At 37.3% G+C, this 20,419-nt stretch carries 18 protein-coding genes and 2 tRNA genes; 12 read left to right on the top strand and 8 right to left on the bottom strand.

What is annotated here, in order from left to right:
* The 5 genes from H4J76_RS02145 to H4J76_RS02125 form a co-directional block, all read right to left on the bottom strand.
* Window positions 1-681 (bottom strand): TIGR00153 family protein, encoded by a 681-nt coding sequence (locus H4J76_RS02145; protein WP_146799161.1) that lies wholly within the window; start codon window positions 679-681, stop codon window positions 1-3.
* 189 nt (window positions 682-870) lie between these two features.
* Complete coding sequence (gene phoU, locus H4J76_RS02140; protein WP_182176185.1) at window positions 871-1,572, bottom strand: phosphate signaling complex protein PhoU; 702 nt, start codon at window positions 1,570-1,572, stop codon at window positions 871-873.
* Between the two features lie 49 nt (window positions 1,573-1,621).
* Window positions 1,622-2,443, bottom strand: a complete 822-nt coding sequence (pstB, locus tag H4J76_RS02135) for a phosphate ABC transporter ATP-binding protein PstB (protein WP_070374673.1) — start codon at window positions 2,441-2,443, stop codon at window positions 1,622-1,624.
* A 120-nt stretch (window positions 2,444-2,563) separates the two neighbouring features.
* Window positions 2,564-4,201, bottom strand: coding sequence for a phosphate ABC transporter permease PstA (gene pstA, locus H4J76_RS02130; RefSeq protein WP_182213470.1), 1,638 nt, complete (start codon window positions 4,199-4,201; stop codon window positions 2,564-2,566).
* Between the two features lie 16 nt (window positions 4,202-4,217).
* Entirely contained in the window at window positions 4,218-6,461 is a 2,244-nt protein-coding gene (locus tag H4J76_RS02125; protein ID WP_310733496.1) for an ABC transporter permease subunit, read from the bottom strand.
* Between the two features lie 189 nt (window positions 6,462-6,650).
* Between H4J76_RS02125 and H4J76_RS02120 the strand changes: the two genes are divergently transcribed.
* The 3 genes from H4J76_RS02120 (at window position 6,651) to H4J76_RS02110 (ending at window position 8,198) form a co-directional block, all read left to right on the top strand.
* Window positions 6,651-7,085, top strand: coding sequence for a CBS domain-containing protein (locus H4J76_RS02120; protein ID WP_182230012.1), 435 nt, complete (start codon window positions 6,651-6,653; stop codon window positions 7,083-7,085).
* A 150-nt stretch (window positions 7,086-7,235) separates the two neighbouring features.
* A complete protein-coding gene (locus H4J76_RS02115) occupies window positions 7,236-7,715 on the top strand; it encodes a methylated-DNA--[protein]-cysteine S-methyltransferase (protein ID WP_182213467.1) in 480 nt (159 codons plus the stop codon).
* 135 nt (window positions 7,716-7,850) lie between these two features.
* Window positions 7,851-8,198, top strand: a complete 348-nt coding sequence (locus H4J76_RS02110) for a hypothetical protein (protein ID WP_220465200.1) — start codon at window positions 7,851-7,853, stop codon at window positions 8,196-8,198.
* Window positions 8,199-8,212: 14 nt separating this feature from the next.
* Here H4J76_RS02110 and trmB read toward each other — a convergent pair whose 3' ends face one another.
* Both trmB and H4J76_RS02100 read right to left on the bottom strand, forming a co-directional pair.
* On the bottom strand, window positions 8,213-8,947 hold the full coding sequence (gene trmB / locus H4J76_RS02105; protein WP_182213466.1) for a tRNA (guanosine(46)-N7)-methyltransferase TrmB: 735 nt from the start codon (window positions 8,945-8,947) through the stop codon (window positions 8,213-8,215).
* A 151-nt stretch (window positions 8,948-9,098) separates the two neighbouring features.
* On the bottom strand, window positions 9,099-9,437 hold the full coding sequence (locus tag H4J76_RS02100) for a 50S ribosome-binding protein YggL (protein WP_182176192.1): 339 nt from the start codon (window positions 9,435-9,437) through the stop codon (window positions 9,099-9,101).
* Between the two features lie 141 nt (window positions 9,438-9,578).
* Here H4J76_RS02100 and mutY point away from each other — a divergent pair, with 141 nt between their 5' ends.
* From mutY to H4J76_RS02065, 7 genes are all read left to right on the top strand, one after another.
* Window positions 9,579-10,652: an A/G-specific adenine glycosylase gene (gene mutY / locus H4J76_RS02095; RefSeq protein ID WP_182213464.1), complete on the top strand. Its 1,074-nt coding sequence runs from the start codon at window positions 9,579-9,581 to the stop codon at window positions 10,650-10,652.
* A 101-nt stretch (window positions 10,653-10,753) separates the two neighbouring features.
* Window positions 10,754-11,026: an oxidative damage protection protein gene (locus H4J76_RS02090; protein WP_070374680.1), complete on the top strand. Its 273-nt coding sequence runs from the start codon at window positions 10,754-10,756 to the stop codon at window positions 11,024-11,026.
* 188 nt (window positions 11,027-11,214) lie between these two features.
* Window positions 11,215-11,290, top strand: a tRNA-Phe gene (locus H4J76_RS02085).
* A gap of 122 nt (window positions 11,291-11,412) precedes the next feature.
* Window positions 11,413-11,488 (top strand) — tRNA-Thr (locus H4J76_RS02080).
* A gap of 280 nt (window positions 11,489-11,768) precedes the next feature.
* Window positions 11,769-14,402: a YdbH domain-containing protein gene (locus H4J76_RS20125; RefSeq protein ID WP_182230011.1), complete on the top strand. Its 2,634-nt coding sequence runs from the start codon at window positions 11,769-11,771 to the stop codon at window positions 14,400-14,402.
* 2 nt (window positions 14,403-14,404) lie between these two features.
* Window positions 14,405-14,587 carry a YnbE family lipoprotein gene (locus H4J76_RS02070; RefSeq protein ID WP_182213460.1) on the top strand — a complete coding sequence of 61 codons (183 nt, stop codon included), beginning with the start codon at window positions 14,405-14,407 and terminating at the stop codon, window positions 14,585-14,587.
* Between the two features lie 9 nt (window positions 14,588-14,596).
* Window positions 14,597-14,938, top strand: a complete 342-nt coding sequence (locus H4J76_RS02065) for a YdbL family protein (protein WP_182213459.1) — start codon at window positions 14,597-14,599, stop codon at window positions 14,936-14,938.
* 405 nt (window positions 14,939-15,343) lie between these two features.
* On the opposite strand, the gene H4J76_RS02060 is transcribed toward H4J76_RS02065, so the two are convergent.
* A complete protein-coding gene (locus H4J76_RS02060) occupies window positions 15,344-16,318 on the bottom strand; it encodes a transposase (RefSeq protein WP_182213457.1) in 975 nt (324 codons plus the stop codon).
* Between the two features lie 368 nt (window positions 16,319-16,686).
* On the opposite strand from H4J76_RS02060, the gene H4J76_RS02055 reads away from it, so the two are divergent.
* Complete coding sequence (locus H4J76_RS02055; protein ID WP_182213456.1) at window positions 16,687-18,213, top strand: carbon-nitrogen hydrolase family protein; 1,527 nt, start codon at window positions 16,687-16,689, stop codon at window positions 18,211-18,213.
* A 294-nt stretch (window positions 18,214-18,507) separates the two neighbouring features.
* On the top strand, window positions 18,508-20,418 hold the full coding sequence (gene speA / locus H4J76_RS02050) for a biosynthetic arginine decarboxylase (RefSeq protein WP_182213454.1): 1,911 nt from the start codon (window positions 18,508-18,510) through the stop codon (window positions 20,416-20,418).
* Window position 20,419: the final 1 nt, after the last annotated feature.

Below are 20,419 nucleotides of genomic sequence, written 5' to 3'. Positions count from 1 at the left end.
TTATTTTCTAGCCAGTAAAATTTCTAAACGAGCACCAACACGTTCGGCTAAATCGGCTAAATCACCTATCCATTCAATAATTTGATATAAAAACATTACATCAATAGGATTTAAGTCATTCTCAATCGCCAATAAGTCGCTACGCAATTTAATTTGCATGCCGTCTGTATCATCTTCTATTTCATCTAATTGGTTAATCATCTTCTCAACCAATGCTACTTCTCGACCACGAAAACCTGTTTCTAATAAGTCGTCTAATTCATTAATCGCGTCAGCTGCTTTTTCTGCGGCTTCAATATTTCGAGCAACATACGCCACAAAAGAATCTTGTAGTGTTTCTGGTATTATCAGTTTGCGTCCTAAAATACGTCCGGCAATATCTTTTGCTTTATTAGCAATTTTGTCTTGTTGTGAAAGTAACTCTAACAAATCAGCACGATCAACAGGCATAAATAAGCCACCCGGAAGTTCAAGGCGTATTTCGCGTTTTAATTTGTCTGCGTCGCGTTCATATTTTGAGATTTTACTGCGAAGTTTCCCTGCTTTTGACCAATCTTGTTCAGCACAAGCAGCAAAGAAAGGAGTTAGTTGATTACAACACTTAGTGACCAATCGAATGTGTTTTTCTAATGGTTTAATAGGTGATTTTGCAAAGACACCTAGTATTGAATTTCTAGCCATAATTTATTCCCAGAGCCAAATTGCTCTTTGTTATTATTCGTCGCGGATATTAACCCATTTAACACGATCTTCAAGCGTTTTATCACGATCACCTGACAATTCCTGTGCTTTTAACTAGATATAGCTATGATTTGTCGAAACATAACAGGTATATAGAAAGTTATTTAAACGTAGCGGCTTTTTCCAAATTTACAAAGATTTAATATCTTCAGCTGTTGTGTGGCGAACATCTTTTCCTTTGACAAAATAGATAATGTATTCGCAAATATTTTGACAACGGTCACCAATACGTTCTAAAGCACGAGCTGACCAGATAACACTCATTATTTGTGGGATAGAACGCGGGTCTTCCATCATGTAAGTCATTAATTGGCGCATTAGCGCCTCGTATTCACGATCAATCTTCTCGTCATTGCCATGAGTTAAAACAGCTGAGTCGACATCCATACGTGTAAAAGCATCAAGAGTTGCTTGTAAAAATTCTAAAACCTTACGACCTAAATTATCTAAATTAAGTAATAGCGCTTTTTGCTCTCCAGAGAAGTTTTCGAGTGCTACCCGAGCAATTTTCTGTGCTTCGTCGCCGATACGCTCTAAATCAGCAATTGTTTTTACAATAGCCATAATTAAACGTAAATCGCCAGCAGCTGGCTGACGCTTAGCTATGATGCGTGTACATTCATCGTCAATACTGACTTCTAGGGCATTAATTTTATAATCGTTCGCTAAGACATTTTTTGCCAAGACTTCATCCGCATCATAAACAGCCGTGAGTGAATCGCTTAATTGTTTTTCAACCAGACCACCCATATGCATGACATGGTTGATGACATTTTCTAAATCTTCGTTAAACTGGCCTGATATATGACGACCAAGATTGATGTTATCCATTGTTTTTCCTTGTTATTCTATATTAAAAGTAGAATATTAATCGTCTCTATTAACCGTAACGGCCAGTAATATAATCTTCAGTTTTCTTTTTTGCCGGCGTGGTAAACAGCGTATTAGTATCGCTGTATTCAATTAAGTCACCCATGTACATAAATGCTGTTTGATCTGAAACACGTGCAGCTTGTTGCATATTATGGGTAACAATGACCACAGTAAACTGCTTTTTTAAGTCATTAATCAATTCTTCAATCGTCAATGTTGAAATAGGGTCAAGTGCCGAAGTAGGTTCATCAAGCAATAAAACTTCTGGCTTAATCGCAATGGCGCGAGCAATCACTAAACGTTGCTGTTGACCACCAGAAAGTCCCAGTGCACTATCGTGCAAACGGTCTTTTACTTCATTCCATAATGCCGCACTTCGCAGCGCAACTTCTGCGGCTTCATCCAATACACGGCGATTATTTTCGCCCATAATACGTAAACCATAGACAACATTTTCATAAATGCTTTTAGGGAATGGATTAGGTCGTTGAAAAACCATACCTACTTGACGACGCAGCGCTGCAACATCAACATGTTTTCCATAAATATTTTCGCCATGAAGATTAATTTCACCTTCAATCTTACATATATCAACCAAGTCGTTCATACGGTTAATACAACGTAACAACGTAGATTTACCACAACCACTAGGACCAATAAACGCGGTAACTTGTCCTTTAGGAATAGACATGCTGATATTTTGTAGTGCTTGTTTGTCACCATAGTATAGGTTTAAATTTTTAATTTCTAACGCCACTTGTTCTGGCGATAAGTTGTTAAGATCAAGTTTAACTTTTGGATCTAATGTTCTTGGGCTGACTGAAATCATAGTTTTCTCTTTCAATGCTTAAATTTTGTTCGTGACTGTTAAAACTTTTTTACTTTATATTTTGAGCCATTCTTATGTCAGTATATTTAACTAAAATAAGAATGGTATTCTTCAATAAAATTAATGCTCTAACATGCGATATTTTTCTCTTAAACGGTTACGTATGGTAACCGCTGTCATATTCAGTGAGACAATAATTGTCACCAATAAAAATGCGGTTGCAAAAACTAATGGTCTTGCCGCTTCAACATTAGGGCTTTGGAAGCCTACATCATAAATATGAAAACCTAAATGCATAAACTTACGGTCTAAATGTAAATATGGGAAGTTACCATCAAGCGGTAAATTTGGCGCCATTTTTACAACACCAACTAGCATCAGTGGTGCAACTTCACCGGCCGCACGAGCAATCGCTAAAATGATACCCGTCATAATTGCTGGACTAGCAATCGGTAGAATAATACGCCATAACGTTTCTGCTTTGGTTGCACCTAGCGCTAAAGACCCGTGACGCATAGCTGAAGGAATGCGTGATAGGCCTTCTTCGGTTGAAACAATAACAACCGGTAATGTTAGTATCGCTAGAGTAATAGCAGACCACATAACACCTGGCGTACCAAAAGTTGGACTAGGCAGTGTCTCGGCATAAAACAGTTGATCTAAACTACCACCCACCATGTAAACAAAGAAACCTAAACCGAACACCCCATAAACGATTGACGGTACACCTGCTAAGTTAATAACAGCGATACGAAGTAGTTTAGTCAGGGCATTTTTACCCGCATATTCATGTAAGTAAATAGCCGCTATAACGCCCATAGGAGAAACAATGACTGTCATCAGTAAAACCATTAAAACAGTACCAAATATTGCAGGAAAAACGCCACCTTCGGTATTTGCTTCTCGTGGGTCATCAATTAAGAAACTGCCTATTTGCTGAATAAATACCGCAGCTCGGCCAAAAACAGACAGTTTATTGTTATAAGTAACTTTGAGTATTTCTTCAAAATTTATCTCAATAACCTCACCGCCCATAGCGCGTACCACAAGTTGATCACGAGATACTTTGTCACGGATAGCCATTAACTGTTTTTCTAGTACTTGGTAATCAGCGTTATAACGAGCAACTTCTGCATCAATTTCTTGTTCGCGCTCAACGGTTAAGGTCTCATCAAGTTTATGTTTACGCTTTTTCAGTCGTAAGCGTTCTATTTGATAATTGATGGCGCCGATATCAACTTTTTGTAATTCGTCCATTTCGTCTTGAAAATTATCAACACGTTCCAGCAACTCAGCCATTTTGTCTAGGCCTTCAGGCTGACCATCTAAGATAATCCCTTCAATGAAGCCATAAAAATTACCATTGGTGCGACGTTCAATCACCACAACATCTTCAGGCATGGTGGTTTTGTTAATAAGCGGCATTAACAACCAGCGAAAATCTAGATTAACTAATTCACGGTTACCCGTTTTCACTAAAATTCGCTCAATGGTTTCTTTAGTAGGATCTAAACCTAAATTTAAATGCGATAACTGCTTGCTTGGCAGGCTTTCACGATCGTATATCTCACCAATAACGGTAACTGCTTGGCCTTTTTCATTAACCGTCTCAAATTGATAAATGTCTGCAGGCCAAAAGTAAGATAAACCACGTGAAGCAATTAACCACAATAAACCTAGAACTGAAATTAAACTGATACTTACTCCGCCAGCAGACAACCACACCCACGGAGAACCAGATTTAAACCAACTATTCATAAACTCAGTTCCTTAACTATAACGAGCTGTATTTTTCACGTAAGCGCTGACGTATCAGCTCAGCAAACGTGTTAAAAATAAAGGTGAAAACAAATAAAACAAAAGCAGCTAAAAATAGAATTCGATAATGCGAACTCCCTACCTCGGATTCTGGCATTTCTACAGCAATATTTGCTGCTAAGGTACGCATACCTTGGAAGATACTCCAATCTAAAATTGGAGTATTACCCGTCGCCATCAGCACTATCATGGTTTCGCCTACTGCACGGCCTAAGCCCATCATCACTGCAGAAAAAATACCTGGACTAGCGGTTAACAAAACAACTTTCGCAAGCGTTTGCCATTGTGTAGCCCCCAAAGCGAGTGAACCACTGGTTAAATGTTTAGGTACACTAAATATTGCATCTTCTGCCATAGAAAAAATGGTCGGTATAACGGCAAATCCCATCGCTAAACCAACCACTAATGAATTACGTTGGTCAAAGTCAATACCGAGGTCGTTAGTAATATACTGACGAACATCGCCACCAAAAAACAAGGTTTCAAAGAAAGGAGATAACAAAAATGCACTACCACCGGCAATTAACAAGACAGGAACAAGTATGATCGGCGCCCATGTTTCAGGAATAGTATTTTTCATATCTTTAGGCAGTTTATGCCAAGCAAATGCAGTTACAAAGACTGAAAGCGGTAACATAATTAATAGCATTGCGATTGCTGGCAAATAATTTTCGATTATTGGTGCTAACCATAAACCCGCCAAGAACCCTAAGATAACTGTTGGCAATGCTTCCATTAACTCAATTGTTGGCTTAACTTTTCGGCGCATACCAGGGGTCATAAAGTAAGCGGTATAAATCGCAGCACTTAACGCAATAGGCACAGCAAATAACATCGCGTACATGGCCGCTTTCATGGTACCAAATGAAATGGGTACTAAAGAAAACTTACCTTCGAAATCATCTGAACCGGAAGTTGACTGCCAAATATACTCGGGCTCTGGGTAACCTTCGTACCAAACTTCTTCCCACAAAGCACTCCAAGTAACTTCGGGGTGTTCATTTTCAACGCTGAATATTTTCAGCTGGTTTTCGTCAATCACGACTAAACCATCAGCGCGAGGAGAAATTGCAAATACGCTAGGTTCGGTAGTTGTTAGTTGACCACGCCATAAATCAGCTTCACTGGTGGTGTAGAAAACCCCCATATTTCCTGAGGTCGTTAAAGTATAGAAACTTTTACGAAATTGTTCGGTATGAATTTGAGTAACAGCTTCGGTATCACTAACGTTAAAGCTACGAACATTTTTAAATTGACGACCATCGTCAGTAGCCACTTCAAACCATTGTGTAACTTTACCCGCACTGCTACCTAATAAGATTGAGCTACTACCAGAAAGTAATGCCATTGCTGTAACATGATGGGGTTTGCTTCTGGTTTGTTCTAAAGAGGGAATAATTGTGGCTTTAAGTTCAACGTCATCTTCATCGGTAAGATCAAAAACAAAAACTTGATCATCACTACGAACAAAAGCTAAGCCCATATCAGGAGTCACTAGGATTTCGTTAACATGATCAGCAGGAAAATCAATTTCTTGATAAATAGTTTCGTAAGCGCTGTCGTAAGTAAAGTCATCTTCTGCAATTAAGCTGGTCTTAATTAAACGCTGGTCTTGCGTAAACGCAACAAAAACCGCTTTTTCATCATTCATACCAAATGAAAGTTCAGTAAGAACTTCGCCACTCTCGTCAACGGCTATCGACTCTTCTCCTAACGGATAGGCAACACTAGGAATAATTTCTCGTGTACCCGAATCAAAATTAGAAAAGAATTTAGCGGCAATAAGCTGCATGTTGCCGTCACTATCAATGAGTAGTTTCTTTTCTACACCAGAATTAACAACATTAATTAAGGTTTTATCATCACTCAATAAGTTTTCACTGAGTACTAACGTACCTTTTTCATGAGCAGCACTTTTGACGAGCTGATAAAAGTTAATATCACCTTGCTGAGTAATCTGAAAAGCGATTTCTTTTAGTTCATCAACACCCGCAGATAACGTGGGTGCCGTGGTACTGATTTCAAATTGACCAACAGGCTCTATTGTTGCCGACTCAAAAATAGGTTTTATCACATAGAGTAAATATAAAAAGATCAGCACCAGTGTAAACAAAACACTTATACCGCCTACCGTTATTAACCATTGTGCTAATGTATTTTTCAACTGACGTGGGCCAGTCGATTTTAATGCAATTGCCACTTAAACACCTTCAATTATGGAGACTTTAGTACGATATGAATTATAAGACAGTTGTATGACACTTTTGTGACAGCCAACAATTAGTTTTATATAAATCACTAAAGAGGTAGTTTTGACTAAAAGATTATTGTTAATTAACAAAGTTTTGTTTATCGTGATGAGCAAACAAAAATCAAATATTAGGAGAGAATGATGAGCTTAAGTAAAATTATGTCGACAGACTTAATTACCTTAGAACTTGACGATGATTTAAGTAAAGCAAAAGCAATATTTGACCAACACAGCATTCACCATATTTTGATACTTTGTGATAAACAACTTGTCGGGGTGGTCACCGATAGAGATATATACAAGCATTTAAGTCCAACAATTGGCACTAAAAACGAAACGCCCCGTGACCATTCAATGTTACAAAAGAAGCTACACCTCATCATGAACAGAGACCTAACAACAGCCAAGGCAGAAGTCAGTTTGAATGACGCAGTATTAATGTTTCATGACAATCACCTTTCATGTCTGCCGATTGTAAATGATGAAATGCAACCTATTGGTATTATCAGTTGGCGTGATATTTTAAAAGTTATTGCACGACAATACCGTAACAAGTTAGCCACTAATAAATAATGGCTGACACAAAACGACTTATGCTTTATTTTAGTTTAGCGCTTTAACTGAAGAAGCAATTTTAGTGCTGTGCATTATCGTTAATTATCTTTAAAATAGTTATTTATCCTCACAATATTTCATGAGTTATGCTTTAACAAAGGAATAAATATGTACTTTACTATCACCCCTTCTCCTTACGGCAATATCGCATTAACCGCTAATGACCAAGGGCTAACGGCGCTTGCTTTTCAAGATGGCGCTTTACCGCTGATTATTGATGAAAGTTACACAGAGAGCCCTACTCATTTTACCCGAGTGGTTCAACAGCTTGCAGAATATTTTTCTGGTCATCGTACTGTCTTCGACTTGGCACTTGCACCACAAGGTACACCATTTCAGCAAAAAGTATGGCAAGCATTGCTGACTGTCAAACAAGGTGAGACCAAAAGTTATTTATGGATAGCAAAAAAAATTAATAATGAAAAGGCCGTACGAGCGGTTGGCGCAGCAAACGGAAAAAACCCGATCGCTTTAATTATCCCTTGCCATCGTGTTATAGGCACCAATGGAAAATTAACAGGTTATGCTGGTGGTTTAGCTTTAAAAGCAAAGTTACTGATGCATGAACAAGCACAGTTCAGCGTTTAATTAACCTAACATAGAGTTAAGAGGGCTAGCGGTTTAATTTTTGTAAATACCCGAGTTATAAAATAAAAATAAGCTTTAGCCAAATTCAATTTGACTGATAAGATGCCCACAATGTTTTTATAGAATAAATCAGTTATGAGTATAGATATTTTATTTGTTTTTGCTGTTGCCGTAATATTGTGGATGGCATGGTTATTAGTTAAAGCAAAACGTTTCACTAAATTTAAGCTACAGATAGAAAAAGAGTTAAAGCCAAAAGTTATTGCTGATATTTTAGCCGAATTAGAAGAAAGCAGAAGTGATATTTTTCCAAATAACGAAATTCATCAACAAGCAACGATTTATTATTGGTCGCAGTATAAAGTGCGTATTTTGCAAGCCGCCTTGCAACGAGAAATCATTAGTACGCAGTGGTTAAAAGACACCGGCAACTTACGTAATAGCCAGCATCTTTTTCACGTTGAACAAGAGTACTTAAATTAACTGTCCATTCTAGATTAATCTTGGCGTTTAAATTGAATATCCCAAACGCCATGACCTAAGTTATGACCACGGTTTTCAAATTTCGTTAATGGCCGAGAATCAGGACGTGGCACAAAGTCACCATCGGTGGCTAAGTTTTTATAGCCCGGCGCTGAGTTCATATCTTCAATCATGCATTCTGCGTAATTTTCCCAGTCAGTAGCCATATGAAAAACACCACCCACCTTTAGCTTTTGACGAATAGTTTCGACAAATTCTAACGAAACAATTCGACGTTTATGATGCTTCTTTTTATGCCAAGGATCAGGAAAAAACAATTGCACGGTCGTTAATGAACTATTAGGAATACAGTCAGCAAGCACTTCTATCGCATCGTGTTCAAAAACCTTTAAATTATGAACGCCTTCTTCATCTGCTAATGAAATACAAGCGCCAACACCCGGACGATGCACTTCAACACCAACAAAATTTAGTTCTGGGGCATTTTTTGCCATTTCGACTAAAGATTTACCCATGCCAAAACCAATTTCTAAGATAATAGGATTGCTGTTATTAAATAAGTGAGCAAAATCAATCATTCCATCAAGATGGTTTAAGCCCATTGTTGGCCAAAATTGCTCCAATGCATTCGCTTGTCCTTTTGTTAATCGCCCTTCGCGCTTAACAAAACTACGTACTTTGCGAATATATTTGCCTTCTTTTTCAGCTTCTTCAATGCTTTTGTGGGTGTTTTCAGTTTTATCTACCATATATTTCTTCAATATAATCCAAGTTTTATTCTAAATAAATGCGCTTTAAACAAAGCAGCCAAAATTTTCAGAGTCTGCACTTATTGTACATAAGTAATGGCACTGAAAAATGCTGACAATGCCGGGTAAAGTTCATTTATGATGAATAAAGTTATTCAGCCCACCAAACATCGTAAAGATCACTAACAGCTACTGCTGTAGCGCCATTTTCATTCAACCAAGATTCTACAGCGGTACGATGTTCATCGGTACACTTACCGATATTTTGAGTACAAACGATACCATGCCATAAAACATCGCCTTCACCGCCAAAACCTAAACCATTAGGTTGAATAACTTCATTAAAAAAGTTATTCAAAAAAGTATCAACCGTATCATTGTCTGTACCGTCAGCTAATTTAAAAGCGACGTCAAAACCTAATTCTTGGTATTCATCAACACGTAATTTTTTACGTAAACGGCGGTTACGGTTTTTAGCATTTAATTTCATTTTAATTCCTTAAATCTTAGCAAGTATATTTCGAGTGATAATCTCGAGATTAATATGGACGAGAGCATAATGGCATTATAAATTTTTGCAATAAAAAATGCACATTTATTCGTGCCCGTTTATTAGGTAAACTAAGTCGCTATGACAAATAAAACTCAAATATCACCGAAATCAGCACAGTTTTTTGCCACGCAAACACTCGACTGGTATCAAGCCCAAGGCAGAAAGCACTTACCTTGGCAGCACAATAAAACCCCATACCGTGTATGGATCTCTGAAATAATGCTGCAACAAACACAGGTAGCAACGGTTATTCCGTACTATCATCGTTTTATGGACAGTTTCCCAACAATTACCGATTTAGCTAATGCCGATGAAGATAACGTTTTACATCACTGGACAGGATTAGGTTATTACGCTCGAGCTCGTAATTTACATAAAACAGCAAAAATAATTACTCAGCAATACCAAGGTACTTTTCCTGAGGACATTGAACAAGTTATTGCTCTACCGGGTATTGGTCGTTCAACGGCTGGTGCAATTTTAAGTTTGGCATTGAATAAGCATCACGCTATTTTAGATGGTAATGTAAAACGGGTATTAGCTCGTTGTTATATGGTTGAAGGCCATAATGGTCAGAGTAAGTATGAAAAAGCGTTATGGCCGATTGCTGAGGTATTAACGCCCAAAGAAGGTGTTGCGCAGTTTAATCAAGCGATGATGGATCTAGGCGCACTTATTTGTACTCGCAGTAAACCTAAATGTGAGCTGTGCCCGTTAAGTGACACTTGCTTAGCTTTTTCACTGAATGAACAAAGTAGTTACCCACAAAAAAAACCAAAGAAAATCATTCCAGAAAAGCAAACTATTATGGTGATACCTCGTATTAACCAGCAAGTATTATTAGAGAAACGTCCGCCAAGTGGCATATGGGGAGGTTTATGGTGTTTTTTAGAGGTCCAGCACGAAGAAGAGATTGCCGCATTATTAGCGAAGCTCCACTTGAAACAAACGTCCGTTGTACCCTTAGTAAAATTTCGCCATACCTTTAGTCACTTTCATTTAGATATATCGCCAGTAGTGATTGATTGTGAACAATTACCAACAAAAGAAATCAACGAAAACAACCAACAACAGTGGTACAATTTAGCCACAACTGCATCGGTTGGCTTAGCAGCATCAACTCAAAAATTGATCAGCTTATTAAAGCCATGATATTTATATATCGATACCACTTTAAGATACAGATGAATATTAAAGTGGTAAAAGTATAAATGCACAGACCAACTTACAACCTAGAACAAGAGAATTAACTTATGAGCCGTATTATATTTTGCCAAAATTTAAAAAAAGACGCTGAAGGACTAGGATTTCAACTTTATCCTGGAGAAGTCGGTAAACGTATTTTTGATAATATCAGTCAAGAAGCATTTAAAAACTGGCAACAAAAACAAACCATGCTTATTAATGAGAAAAAAATGAACATGATGGAGCCAAATGACCGTGCTTTTTTAGAAACGGCTATGGTTGCTTATCTTTTTGAAGGAAAAGAACCTGAAATTGAAGGTTACGTTCCACCGAAAAAGTAAGGGTTCAACAACTTTTTTTATTGATAATTTTGATTAAATGGTGATTTTACGCTGACTATTCCGCCAATAAGCAGAAAAAACAAGCAAACAAACATTTATTTAAAAAAAAGGGTTGACGAACAAATCGAAAAACAGTTTAATACGCCCCGTCTTCAAGGCAAAGCCGAAAAGACAGCAGATTAGACACTGCCTCGATAGCTCAGTCGGTAGAGCAGAGGATTGAAAATCCTCGTGTCCCTGGTTCGATTCCGGGTCGAGGCACCATCTATTCAACCTATTTGAATATTTGTTGCTTACTTTTTTAATATAGAAATAGTGTAGAAACATTTGTTCGGTGCCAAGATAAATAGTTCAATAGAATAAATTTATCGCACACATCTTTGTGTGCCGACTTAGCTCAGTTGGTAGAGCAACTGACTTGTAATCAGTAGGTCGCCAGTTCGACTCCGGCAGTCGGCACCATCCATTCCGAAAGGAAGGAACGAAACCTTAACAGCAATGTTAAGGTTTTTTTTCGTCTTAAGAAAAGTAAAACCACCTACTGATATGGTAAAAAGTACCTGTAATCTTGTTTTTTCCTGTAATTCATCAATCACTAGCTATATTCGATTGTGTAAAATTAGGCTACCCTGTTAACTGTTGTGACCATAAATAGACTGTCGACTCACGGTCATCAACGATTAATAGCAATTAACATATTTTCTACTTGGGTTAAAAAAGTAGCTATGGCAAGGGAGCCTAAGTGCGATTTCTTAAATTTATCTTAATTGCTGTTATCACCTTACTGATTATTTTCACTATCACTTACAGTGCTAGAGTTTCAGTTCTCAATTACCTTGTAAAAACACAATTCAATTCAGACAAAATAGCGTTGACTTGCCTAAATGTAAGCCTTACCAGTAATATGGCCATTAGAGTCAACAAGGCATGCTTACAGACCCCAAAGGCTAACATTCAAATTGTAGGTATGACAATACAATGGCAACTATCCCCTAGCCTTAATATAACGGATATTGATATAGGGTTGGCAGAGATTAAAGGTACAGATCATTTATTCTCCAAAAAAGATGATGCTCTCTTAAACAAAGAGCAAGAAAATCAAAACTTAAGCCAATTGCTTTCAACAAGCTTACAAACTTATGCACAACAAATTAAGCAGTTTAATTTACCGGCAAAAATAAATGTCACTAAACTTTCCTATTCACCGTTTACGCTTAGCAATAAAACTGAGACAAAATATATTGCTAATTTATCGACACTAGCTAATAACTTGTCTTTTACACTAACAACATCCGAAAGCGTAGCGATTATTGAGGCTAAGCTAACCCGAGAGAAAGAAGGTTTTTCCATTGCGATCTCAAGTAAATTAAGTTTACTCAAAAGCTTTTTAAGCGCCCATCGATTACCTATTACCGCAGCATTAACAGACAACTTAACGGCTAGCGAAATCTCAGGTGATTTCAACACACAGATAAAATATCGAGCGAGCTCTATTAGCTTGAAAAATCAAATAAGCAATATCTCGATAATTTCTGAAAACGGCATAGGCAATAGCGGCCCGTTTAAACTATTAGGTGCGCTGAACTTCGATAGTCAATTTGATTTAATCGCCAAAGAAACGACTAATGAAATTTCCGCTAAAGACAAGATAACAGTCGCATTAACCTTTGTTGGAAAAAATGAAATATCAGTGGAATATAGTCAGCCACAGTTGTTAGCGAAGTTAACCCAAGCCGGGCTATCGCCAACAATGATGTCAATACTTGAAGAGAATCCGTTAACGCACGTAACCATAAAACCGCAAGGCGATGCACGATTAACACTGAACGATAGTAAGGGCTACCTTAGTCATCTTGAAATAAGCGCCTTTAGCGGTGCACGACCTCACCAAGTAAAATTTGATAATATTACTTTTGCCTTACCTACCCCACAAACACCTTATGCATTAGCAGTAGAGCGTTTTGTTATTGATAGTCAGCTGAAGCTGGTTAACATAGCGAAATACACTCCTGCGCCTGTTGCATTACATTTAATTGGCTCACTAAATAAAACCGAGCAAACAACAACGATTAATTTAACAGCAGACTCTTCAATCACCTTAAATAATATTGTGGTGCTTAAACAGATGACTGAGGACAAAAATAATAATAAAACGCACAATAAAATCACCACAAAAACGTCAACTGCACAAAAACCTCAAGCACTGTTGAGCCTAAAAAAATTAACAACAAAGTTAACGGGTAGCGTAGCGCTGTTAGAGGACAACAATCTAAACATTAAACTAAAAGTCGATAATCACGCTTCACAGCTGAATATTCCTAAAAAACTAAAGATAACTTCGTTTAATATTTTTAGTGAACTCAACGGCAACTTTGACGATATTCAGCTTAATGCTCAAGCCAGTGCTGACGGAGTGAAGCTAGGCAACATTGTTTTGACTGGCCCAGTCAAGTCACCTAATCTAGTTATCGCCGCCAAAAATTTACAACTTACCGACTTATTATCGTTAAATATCCAATTGCCGACTGAAGTTGAATTGATTGATGGCCTATTAGATTACAATATTTTTGGTCAAATAAACGCTTTAAACAATATTGAAAACACCCCCTTTAACGTTTCGGTGGCAATTACCTCACTCAGTGGTGAAATCAATGGCATTTGGTTGCAAGAGCTCAATTGGCAACAACATTTTTCATTACTCGCAGGAAAAATAACAACTCAGCCCAATGCTAAAGAAAACCTAACCGTTGAATTAATTGAAACTGTGACTCCTATTTCAAAGCTATCAATTAACACCAACTGGACATTCGATAAAAGCTTTCAGCTTTCAGCCAACAAACTTAAGGCGAATGTTTTAGGGGGCAGCTTCTTTATTCCAAATATACAATGGCCGGTCGAACATGGGCATTCAGTTAATGTTCAGCTTAATAGTATAGACTTAGAGCAAGTATTAGCATTAGATGAAAAACAAGGTATTGTTGTAACGGGTAATATATCAGGTCAACTTCCCGTTACTTTTGATGGTGATAAATATATTATTGAAAAAGGTGAACTGCACAATATTAGCAACGGACTGATACAGGTCATTGATAACCCAGCCGTAGAAGAGCTTAAAGCAAACAACAGTCAACTAAAACTGGCGTTTGATGCACTGCAAAACTTGCATTATCATCAGCTTTCCTCCGCAGTTACTATGGCAGACGACGGTTACATGCAGTTAAATACGGTAATAAAAGGTCGAAATCCAGATATTGATAACGATGTTAATTTAAATTTGAATTTGAGTTACGACTTGCTTGGCTTACTTGAATCATTATCAATAACACAACGTTTTGAAGAAAGCCTTATCAAAGGTTTACAAAAAAAGAAGGAGTAAGTATGAGTAAAATACTAATCGTGCTATTCACTGTTTTCATTATCAGTGCTTGTACACATAAGATAGAAGTTAGTGCAAAAGAACCGATCACCATTAATTTAAATTTGAAAATTGATCATGAAATAAAGGTGAAGGTAGATAAACAACTAGACGACATATTTAGTGCTGAAAGCGACATATTTTAGGGGAACGCCATGAAAAATTTAACAAAGAAATTCATAAAAAAAATAAGCTGTGCTCTATTGGTCTCTACTATAGCCTTTTCCGCTTGGGCTATTTCACTCGACGATGCAAAACAACAAGGTTTAGTTGGTGAAATGTCTAATGGTTACTTAGGTCTTATTATTGATAGCCCAGACTCGAAGAGCCTAGTCACCAGTGTTAACGAAAAGCGCAAAAGTATTTATATGAATTTAGCGCGCACCAATAAAATCACCATGCAACAAGTCACCGCTTTAGCAGGTAAAAAAGCTTATGATAAAACTCAACCAGGCCACTTTATCCAAAATAGCGCGGGGCAATGGGTTAAAAAATAAAGTGTGATAACTGCACCTAAAGCAAGTAGCACGAGAGCAGATAGCGAACAGCTCTAAGTTTTTATTTTATAGGTTTTTGGGGCGGTAGCTATCAAAAAAATGCTGCTACTGATGGCATTTAAGAATAGCCTTCTATAGAAAGCAACAAAACCTTAACAACAATGTTAAGGTCTCGTTCCGATATAAAAAGTAAAAAAAACAACATAGACACTCACCCTAATTCAAAAAGACATAGATATTTTAATAACTGATATTCTGTCGTCAGTCATATCGATTTTTAGTCATATGAAAGTGTACTAAAACAGTTTTCAACTTTATTTTCCTTAAATCATCGATATTTCGACAATTTTCGTCCACAGGAAAAACCTGATCAGCAATCTGAAAGTATTTTTATGGATTAACTATTTAAGAAAATAGTTGGTTGCAATGACTCAAGTTTTGTCGTCGCTTTAACTGTTGATGCTCACAGTAGTCACTCAGTGCAACTTCATGACCAATGGCACCATGGAACTGGGTATTAAATTCAGTGGTGATTACCAACCAATTTTCAGCGGATATATTTAATCGATTAAGTATTGCAGGTTGGCTTTTTTCTATGAAACCACATGTACCTTCTCTAATGCATCGACCTGTTAACTCAATTAATTTAAGATAATCTTTGAGTTCAAAAGGTAAACCTTTTGGCATACCCTTTGTTGGATTGCCAATAAAGGGTAATAGCGTGCTGGGCTGTTTGCTTTTTGCTGCCTGTTCACATCGAAGTTTGACACTCGTATGTTCTGAATTTTCTGGTGTTTCTGCGGCATTAGCTCGAATAGGATTTAAGTCAACATATGCCATACAAGATGCAAGAGCAGCTTCGTCTAATAGCGCTTGTGATTTAAATCTACCTTCCCAAAATCTACCTGTGCAGTTATCTTCTTGATTAGCGGCCCTAGCAATACCCTCATTAATATAACCCATAAACCAACTAATTTTCATCAGACGTTTTCGATAAACCTTAGCGGTTGACTTAACTATATCAAGTAATGGCTTTGCTAAGGCTTCCCCCTGACAATATTGCTTGGTCAGTAAAGTGCCTTTGTATAAAGTATGCCAACGTTCAAGAACTTCTATCATGCTCCATTGCTTAGCTTTTGCTTCATCAATAAATACTACTACATGATAATGGTTACTCATTACAGCATAAGCACAGACATCGATAGCGAATACTTGCGTAAGAAAATGAAGTTTGTCTTCTATCCAGCCTCGACGGTGTTCATAGCTTTGGCCTGAATATTTATCTTCACCACATAAGAAAGCTCGTCGAACACAACGAGCTACACAATGATAATAAAGGGTGTCTTCTAAACTAATTTGTTGTTTCCTTGGCGTTGCCATCATTCATCCTAAATAACATAGCTACCTTATTTTAGCTTAGTGCAAAGACTGTTATTGTTCAATTTTAAGTGGATTTCAATCTTAAGTGAGTGTCTGCTTAGATCTATTAACTTAGGTCTCAATTTTGAGTGAGTGTCTGCTTAGGTATTGCTTAGGTCTCAATTTTAAGTGAGTGTCTGCTTAGGTCTTTGCTTAGGTCTCAATTTTAAGTGAGTGTCTGCTTAGGTCTTTTGGTTTGTATCTTTGTTCTGATTTTTTAATATGCTTGTATAAGTTGATTTTTTGGTATACAAATCACAATAATCGTCTTTTTGCACTCTACGATGAGAGAAAAGTATGATTAATACCAAAATTAATTAGGAATTTAAATGGAAGCAAATAGCGTTACCGTCCGTCATTTAACATTGCAAGATATGACCGAGCTTCGCAAGGCGAGTGAATCAGTTTACCTTAATAAAGAATTAGCAACGTGGAATGAACCCACGGTTAAAGCATTATTAACTAAATTTCCAGATGGGCAAATCTGTGTAGTTGTTGATGGCATTGTTGTCGGTTGTGCCTTCTCATTAATAATTGAATATGCTGATTTTGGTGATGAACATACTTATTCTGAAATCACTAGCAATATGACCTTTGATAATCATGATCCTAAAGGCGACTCTTTATATGGAATAGAGGTCTTTATTCACCCTGATTATCGCGGTTTACGATTGGCTAGACGCTTGTATGATGCTCGTAAGGAACTTTGTGAAAACTTGAATTTACGCGCTATTGTAGCCGGTGGTCGTATGCCAAACTATGCGCAACATTCAGATAAAATGAGCGCTAAACAGTATATTGAAAAAGTAAAAATCAAAGAATTATATGACCCGGTATTAAGCTTTCAGCTCGCCAATGATTTTTATGTCCGCAAGTTACTAACCGGTTACTTATCGGGCGATAGGGAATCAATGGAGTATGCCACGTTACTTGAATGGCCGAATATTTTTTATACTAAATCGGTAAAACTTATCAATGCGCCGCGCTCAGAGGTTCGTTTAGGTTTAGTGCAATGGCAAATGCGTTCAATGAAAAGTATTGATGATTTATTTGAACAAATGGAATTTTATGTCGATGCCGTATCCGATTATAAAAGTGATTTTGTGCTGTTTCCTGAATTGTTCAATGCACCTTTGATGGCAGAATTTAACCATTTACGTTTAACAGAGAGTATTCGCAGACTATCGGAATATACCGAACAAATTCGTGATAAATTTATCGAATTTGCGATAAGTTACAATATTAATATTATTACCGGTAGCATGCCGTTTTTTGTTGATGGCAATCTTTATAACTCAGGCTTTTTGTGTCGTCGTGATGGTTCATGGGAACGTTATGATAAAATTCATTTAACACCAGCAGAAGTGCGTAGTTGGTCTATGGTGGGTGGTAAAAACCTCAAGGTGTTTGATACTGACTGTGGCAAAATTGGTATCATGATTTGTTATGATGTTGAATTTCCAGAGTACTCTAGAATACTTGCCGACCAGGGGATGAATATCTTGTTTGTGCCGTTCTTAACAGACACCCAGAATGGCTACACACGTGTGCGTCACTGTGCAATGGCAAGAGCGATTGAAAATGAATGTTATGTTGCTATAGCTGGCGCGGTAGGTAATTTGCCAAAAGTAAATAATATGGATATTCAATATGCCCAATCTGCGGTATTTACGCCGTCTGATTTTGCTTTTCCAACAACGGGCATCAAAGCAGAGGCAACACCTAACTCAGAAATGACTGTTATTGTAGACGTAAATCTAGATTTATTGAAACAGTTACATAGTCATGGCGCTGTACATACCATGCGTGATAGACGCCATGATTTATACAGTATTACCCAACATAAAAAAGATTAGTTGGTTATTTTTATAAGTAATTAAATATATTTACCTGCTAATAATCTGCGGGGTCAACGCACTAATATTGAATATCAAAATCAGTGCACTAGCCCCGCAAATTAAATTCCCCCTATCAATTAGTGCACTAATTCAGGTCTCAAGTTGAATTATCACCAGCACTCATCAATAATAATTGTTACCTATCATTATTTTTTTTGTTGGACATTAAGCGGCTGTTAAATTCTAATTCGCCCTAATTACCCATGAAGAATTGCCATTCTATTATTAAGTAGAATAAGTAAAGGAAAATCAATGAACAAAGATAATCTTGCTCACGCTCGCGCACACTATAACGTACGTCACTGGAGTCAGGGCTATTTCGGTATTAATGATGCTGGAAATGTATATGTCGCGCCAAAATTTGAGCGTCAGGATCACACAGTAGATTTAATCAATATCGCTAAAATGATTGAAGATAAAGGCTTAACACTGCCTGCATTAGTGCGTTTCCCGCAAATAATTCATCATCGCATTCACAGTCTATGTGAAGCTTTTAATAAGGCGATAGAAGACTATGATTACCAGGAAAAATATTTATTAGTTTATCCTATTAAAGTCAATCAACAACGTGAAGTTGTTGATGAAATTTTGGCGAGCCAAAATAATAAAGAATCCACACAACTTGGCCTCGAAGCAGGCAGTAAAGCAGAATTATTAGCTGTTTTAGCTATGGCTCAAAAAGTTTCATCGGTTATTGTTTGTAACGGCTATAAAGACCGAGAATATGTGCGCTTAGCGTTAATTGGCGAAAAGTTAGGTCATAAAGTTCATATCGTTTTAGAAAAAATGTCTGAATTAGAAATGATTTTAACCGAAGCAAAGAAACTCAATGTTGAACCTCGTTTGGGGATCCGTGTTCGTTTAGCCTCTCAAGGCAAAGGGAAATGGCAAGCCAGTGGTGGTGAAAAGTCAAAGTTTGGTTTGTCAGCTTCGCAAGTACTTAACGTTGTAAAAGTCCTTAAAGCAGAAAACATGCTTGACGCCTTAAAACTTGTTCATTTTCACTTAGGCTCACAAATAGCCAATATAAGAGATGTAAGATTAGGTGTTAGTGAGGCGGCGCGTTTTTATTGCGAGCTGCGCAACCTAGGCGCAGGTATTTTATGCATGGATGTTGGTGGCGGTTTGGCCATTGACTATGATGGTACTAGAAGCCAATCCCATAACTCAATGAACTACAGTGTTGCTGAGTACGCTAATAACATCGTCCATACTATTGGTGATATTTGTAAAAGTTATCATCAACCTATGCCAATGATTATTTCGGAATCAGGCAGAGCGTTAACCGCACATCATGCGGTACTTATTTCTAATGTTATTGGCACTGAGTCTTACGAACCTGAAAATATCATAGCGCCTACGCCTGATGAATCTATTTTATTAAGTAATATGTGGCGTTCGTTAGCGCAACTAAATGATCGTAATGATGATCGTGCCTTAATTGAAATTTATCATGACACCCAAAGTGATTTAGCTGAAGTACACAACCAGTTTTCGATGGGATTATTAAATTTAACCCAACGCGCTTGGGCTGAACAAATTAATTTACGTGTTTGTTATGAATTAAATCAATTAATGGATGGTAAAAATCGTTTTCATCGCCCAATAATGGATGATTTAACAGAAAAACTTGCTGATAAATTTTTTGTTAATTTTTCTTTGTTTCAATCACTACCCGATGCATGGGGAATTGATCAGGTTTTTCCTGTTTTACCCTTAAGTAACTTAGAAAAATCACATGAAAAACGAGCGGTATTATTAGATATTACTTGTGATTCCGATGGCACTATTGACCATTATGTTGACGGACAGGGTATTGAAAGCACATTACCGGTACCAGCATGGACAGAAGATGAGCCTTATTTACTTGGCTTTTTCTTAGTGGGTGCTTATCAAGAAATTTTGGGTGATATGCATAATTTATTCGGTGATACTCACAGTGCGGTAGTATTCATCAATGACGACGGTGAAGCAGAAATCACTGAAATTAATGAAGGCGATACGGTAGAAGATATGCTGAATTATGTACATTTAGATGCCGAATTATTTAAAAAAACCTATGCCGAGCTTATCGATGCTAGATTATCAAAAAGCGAAGGTGAAGAAATTTTTAAAGAGTTAGTTGATGGCTTACAAGGCTACACCTACCTTGAAGATTTGTAGA

This window comes from Colwellia sp. BRX9-1, assembly GCF_014077195.1.
In the GTDB taxonomy this organism is placed as follows: Bacteria; Pseudomonadota; Gammaproteobacteria; order Enterobacterales; family Alteromonadaceae; genus Colwellia_A.
Note: the sequence above shows the minus strand (reverse complement) of the source record. Positions and strands in the feature narration are given on the sequence as shown.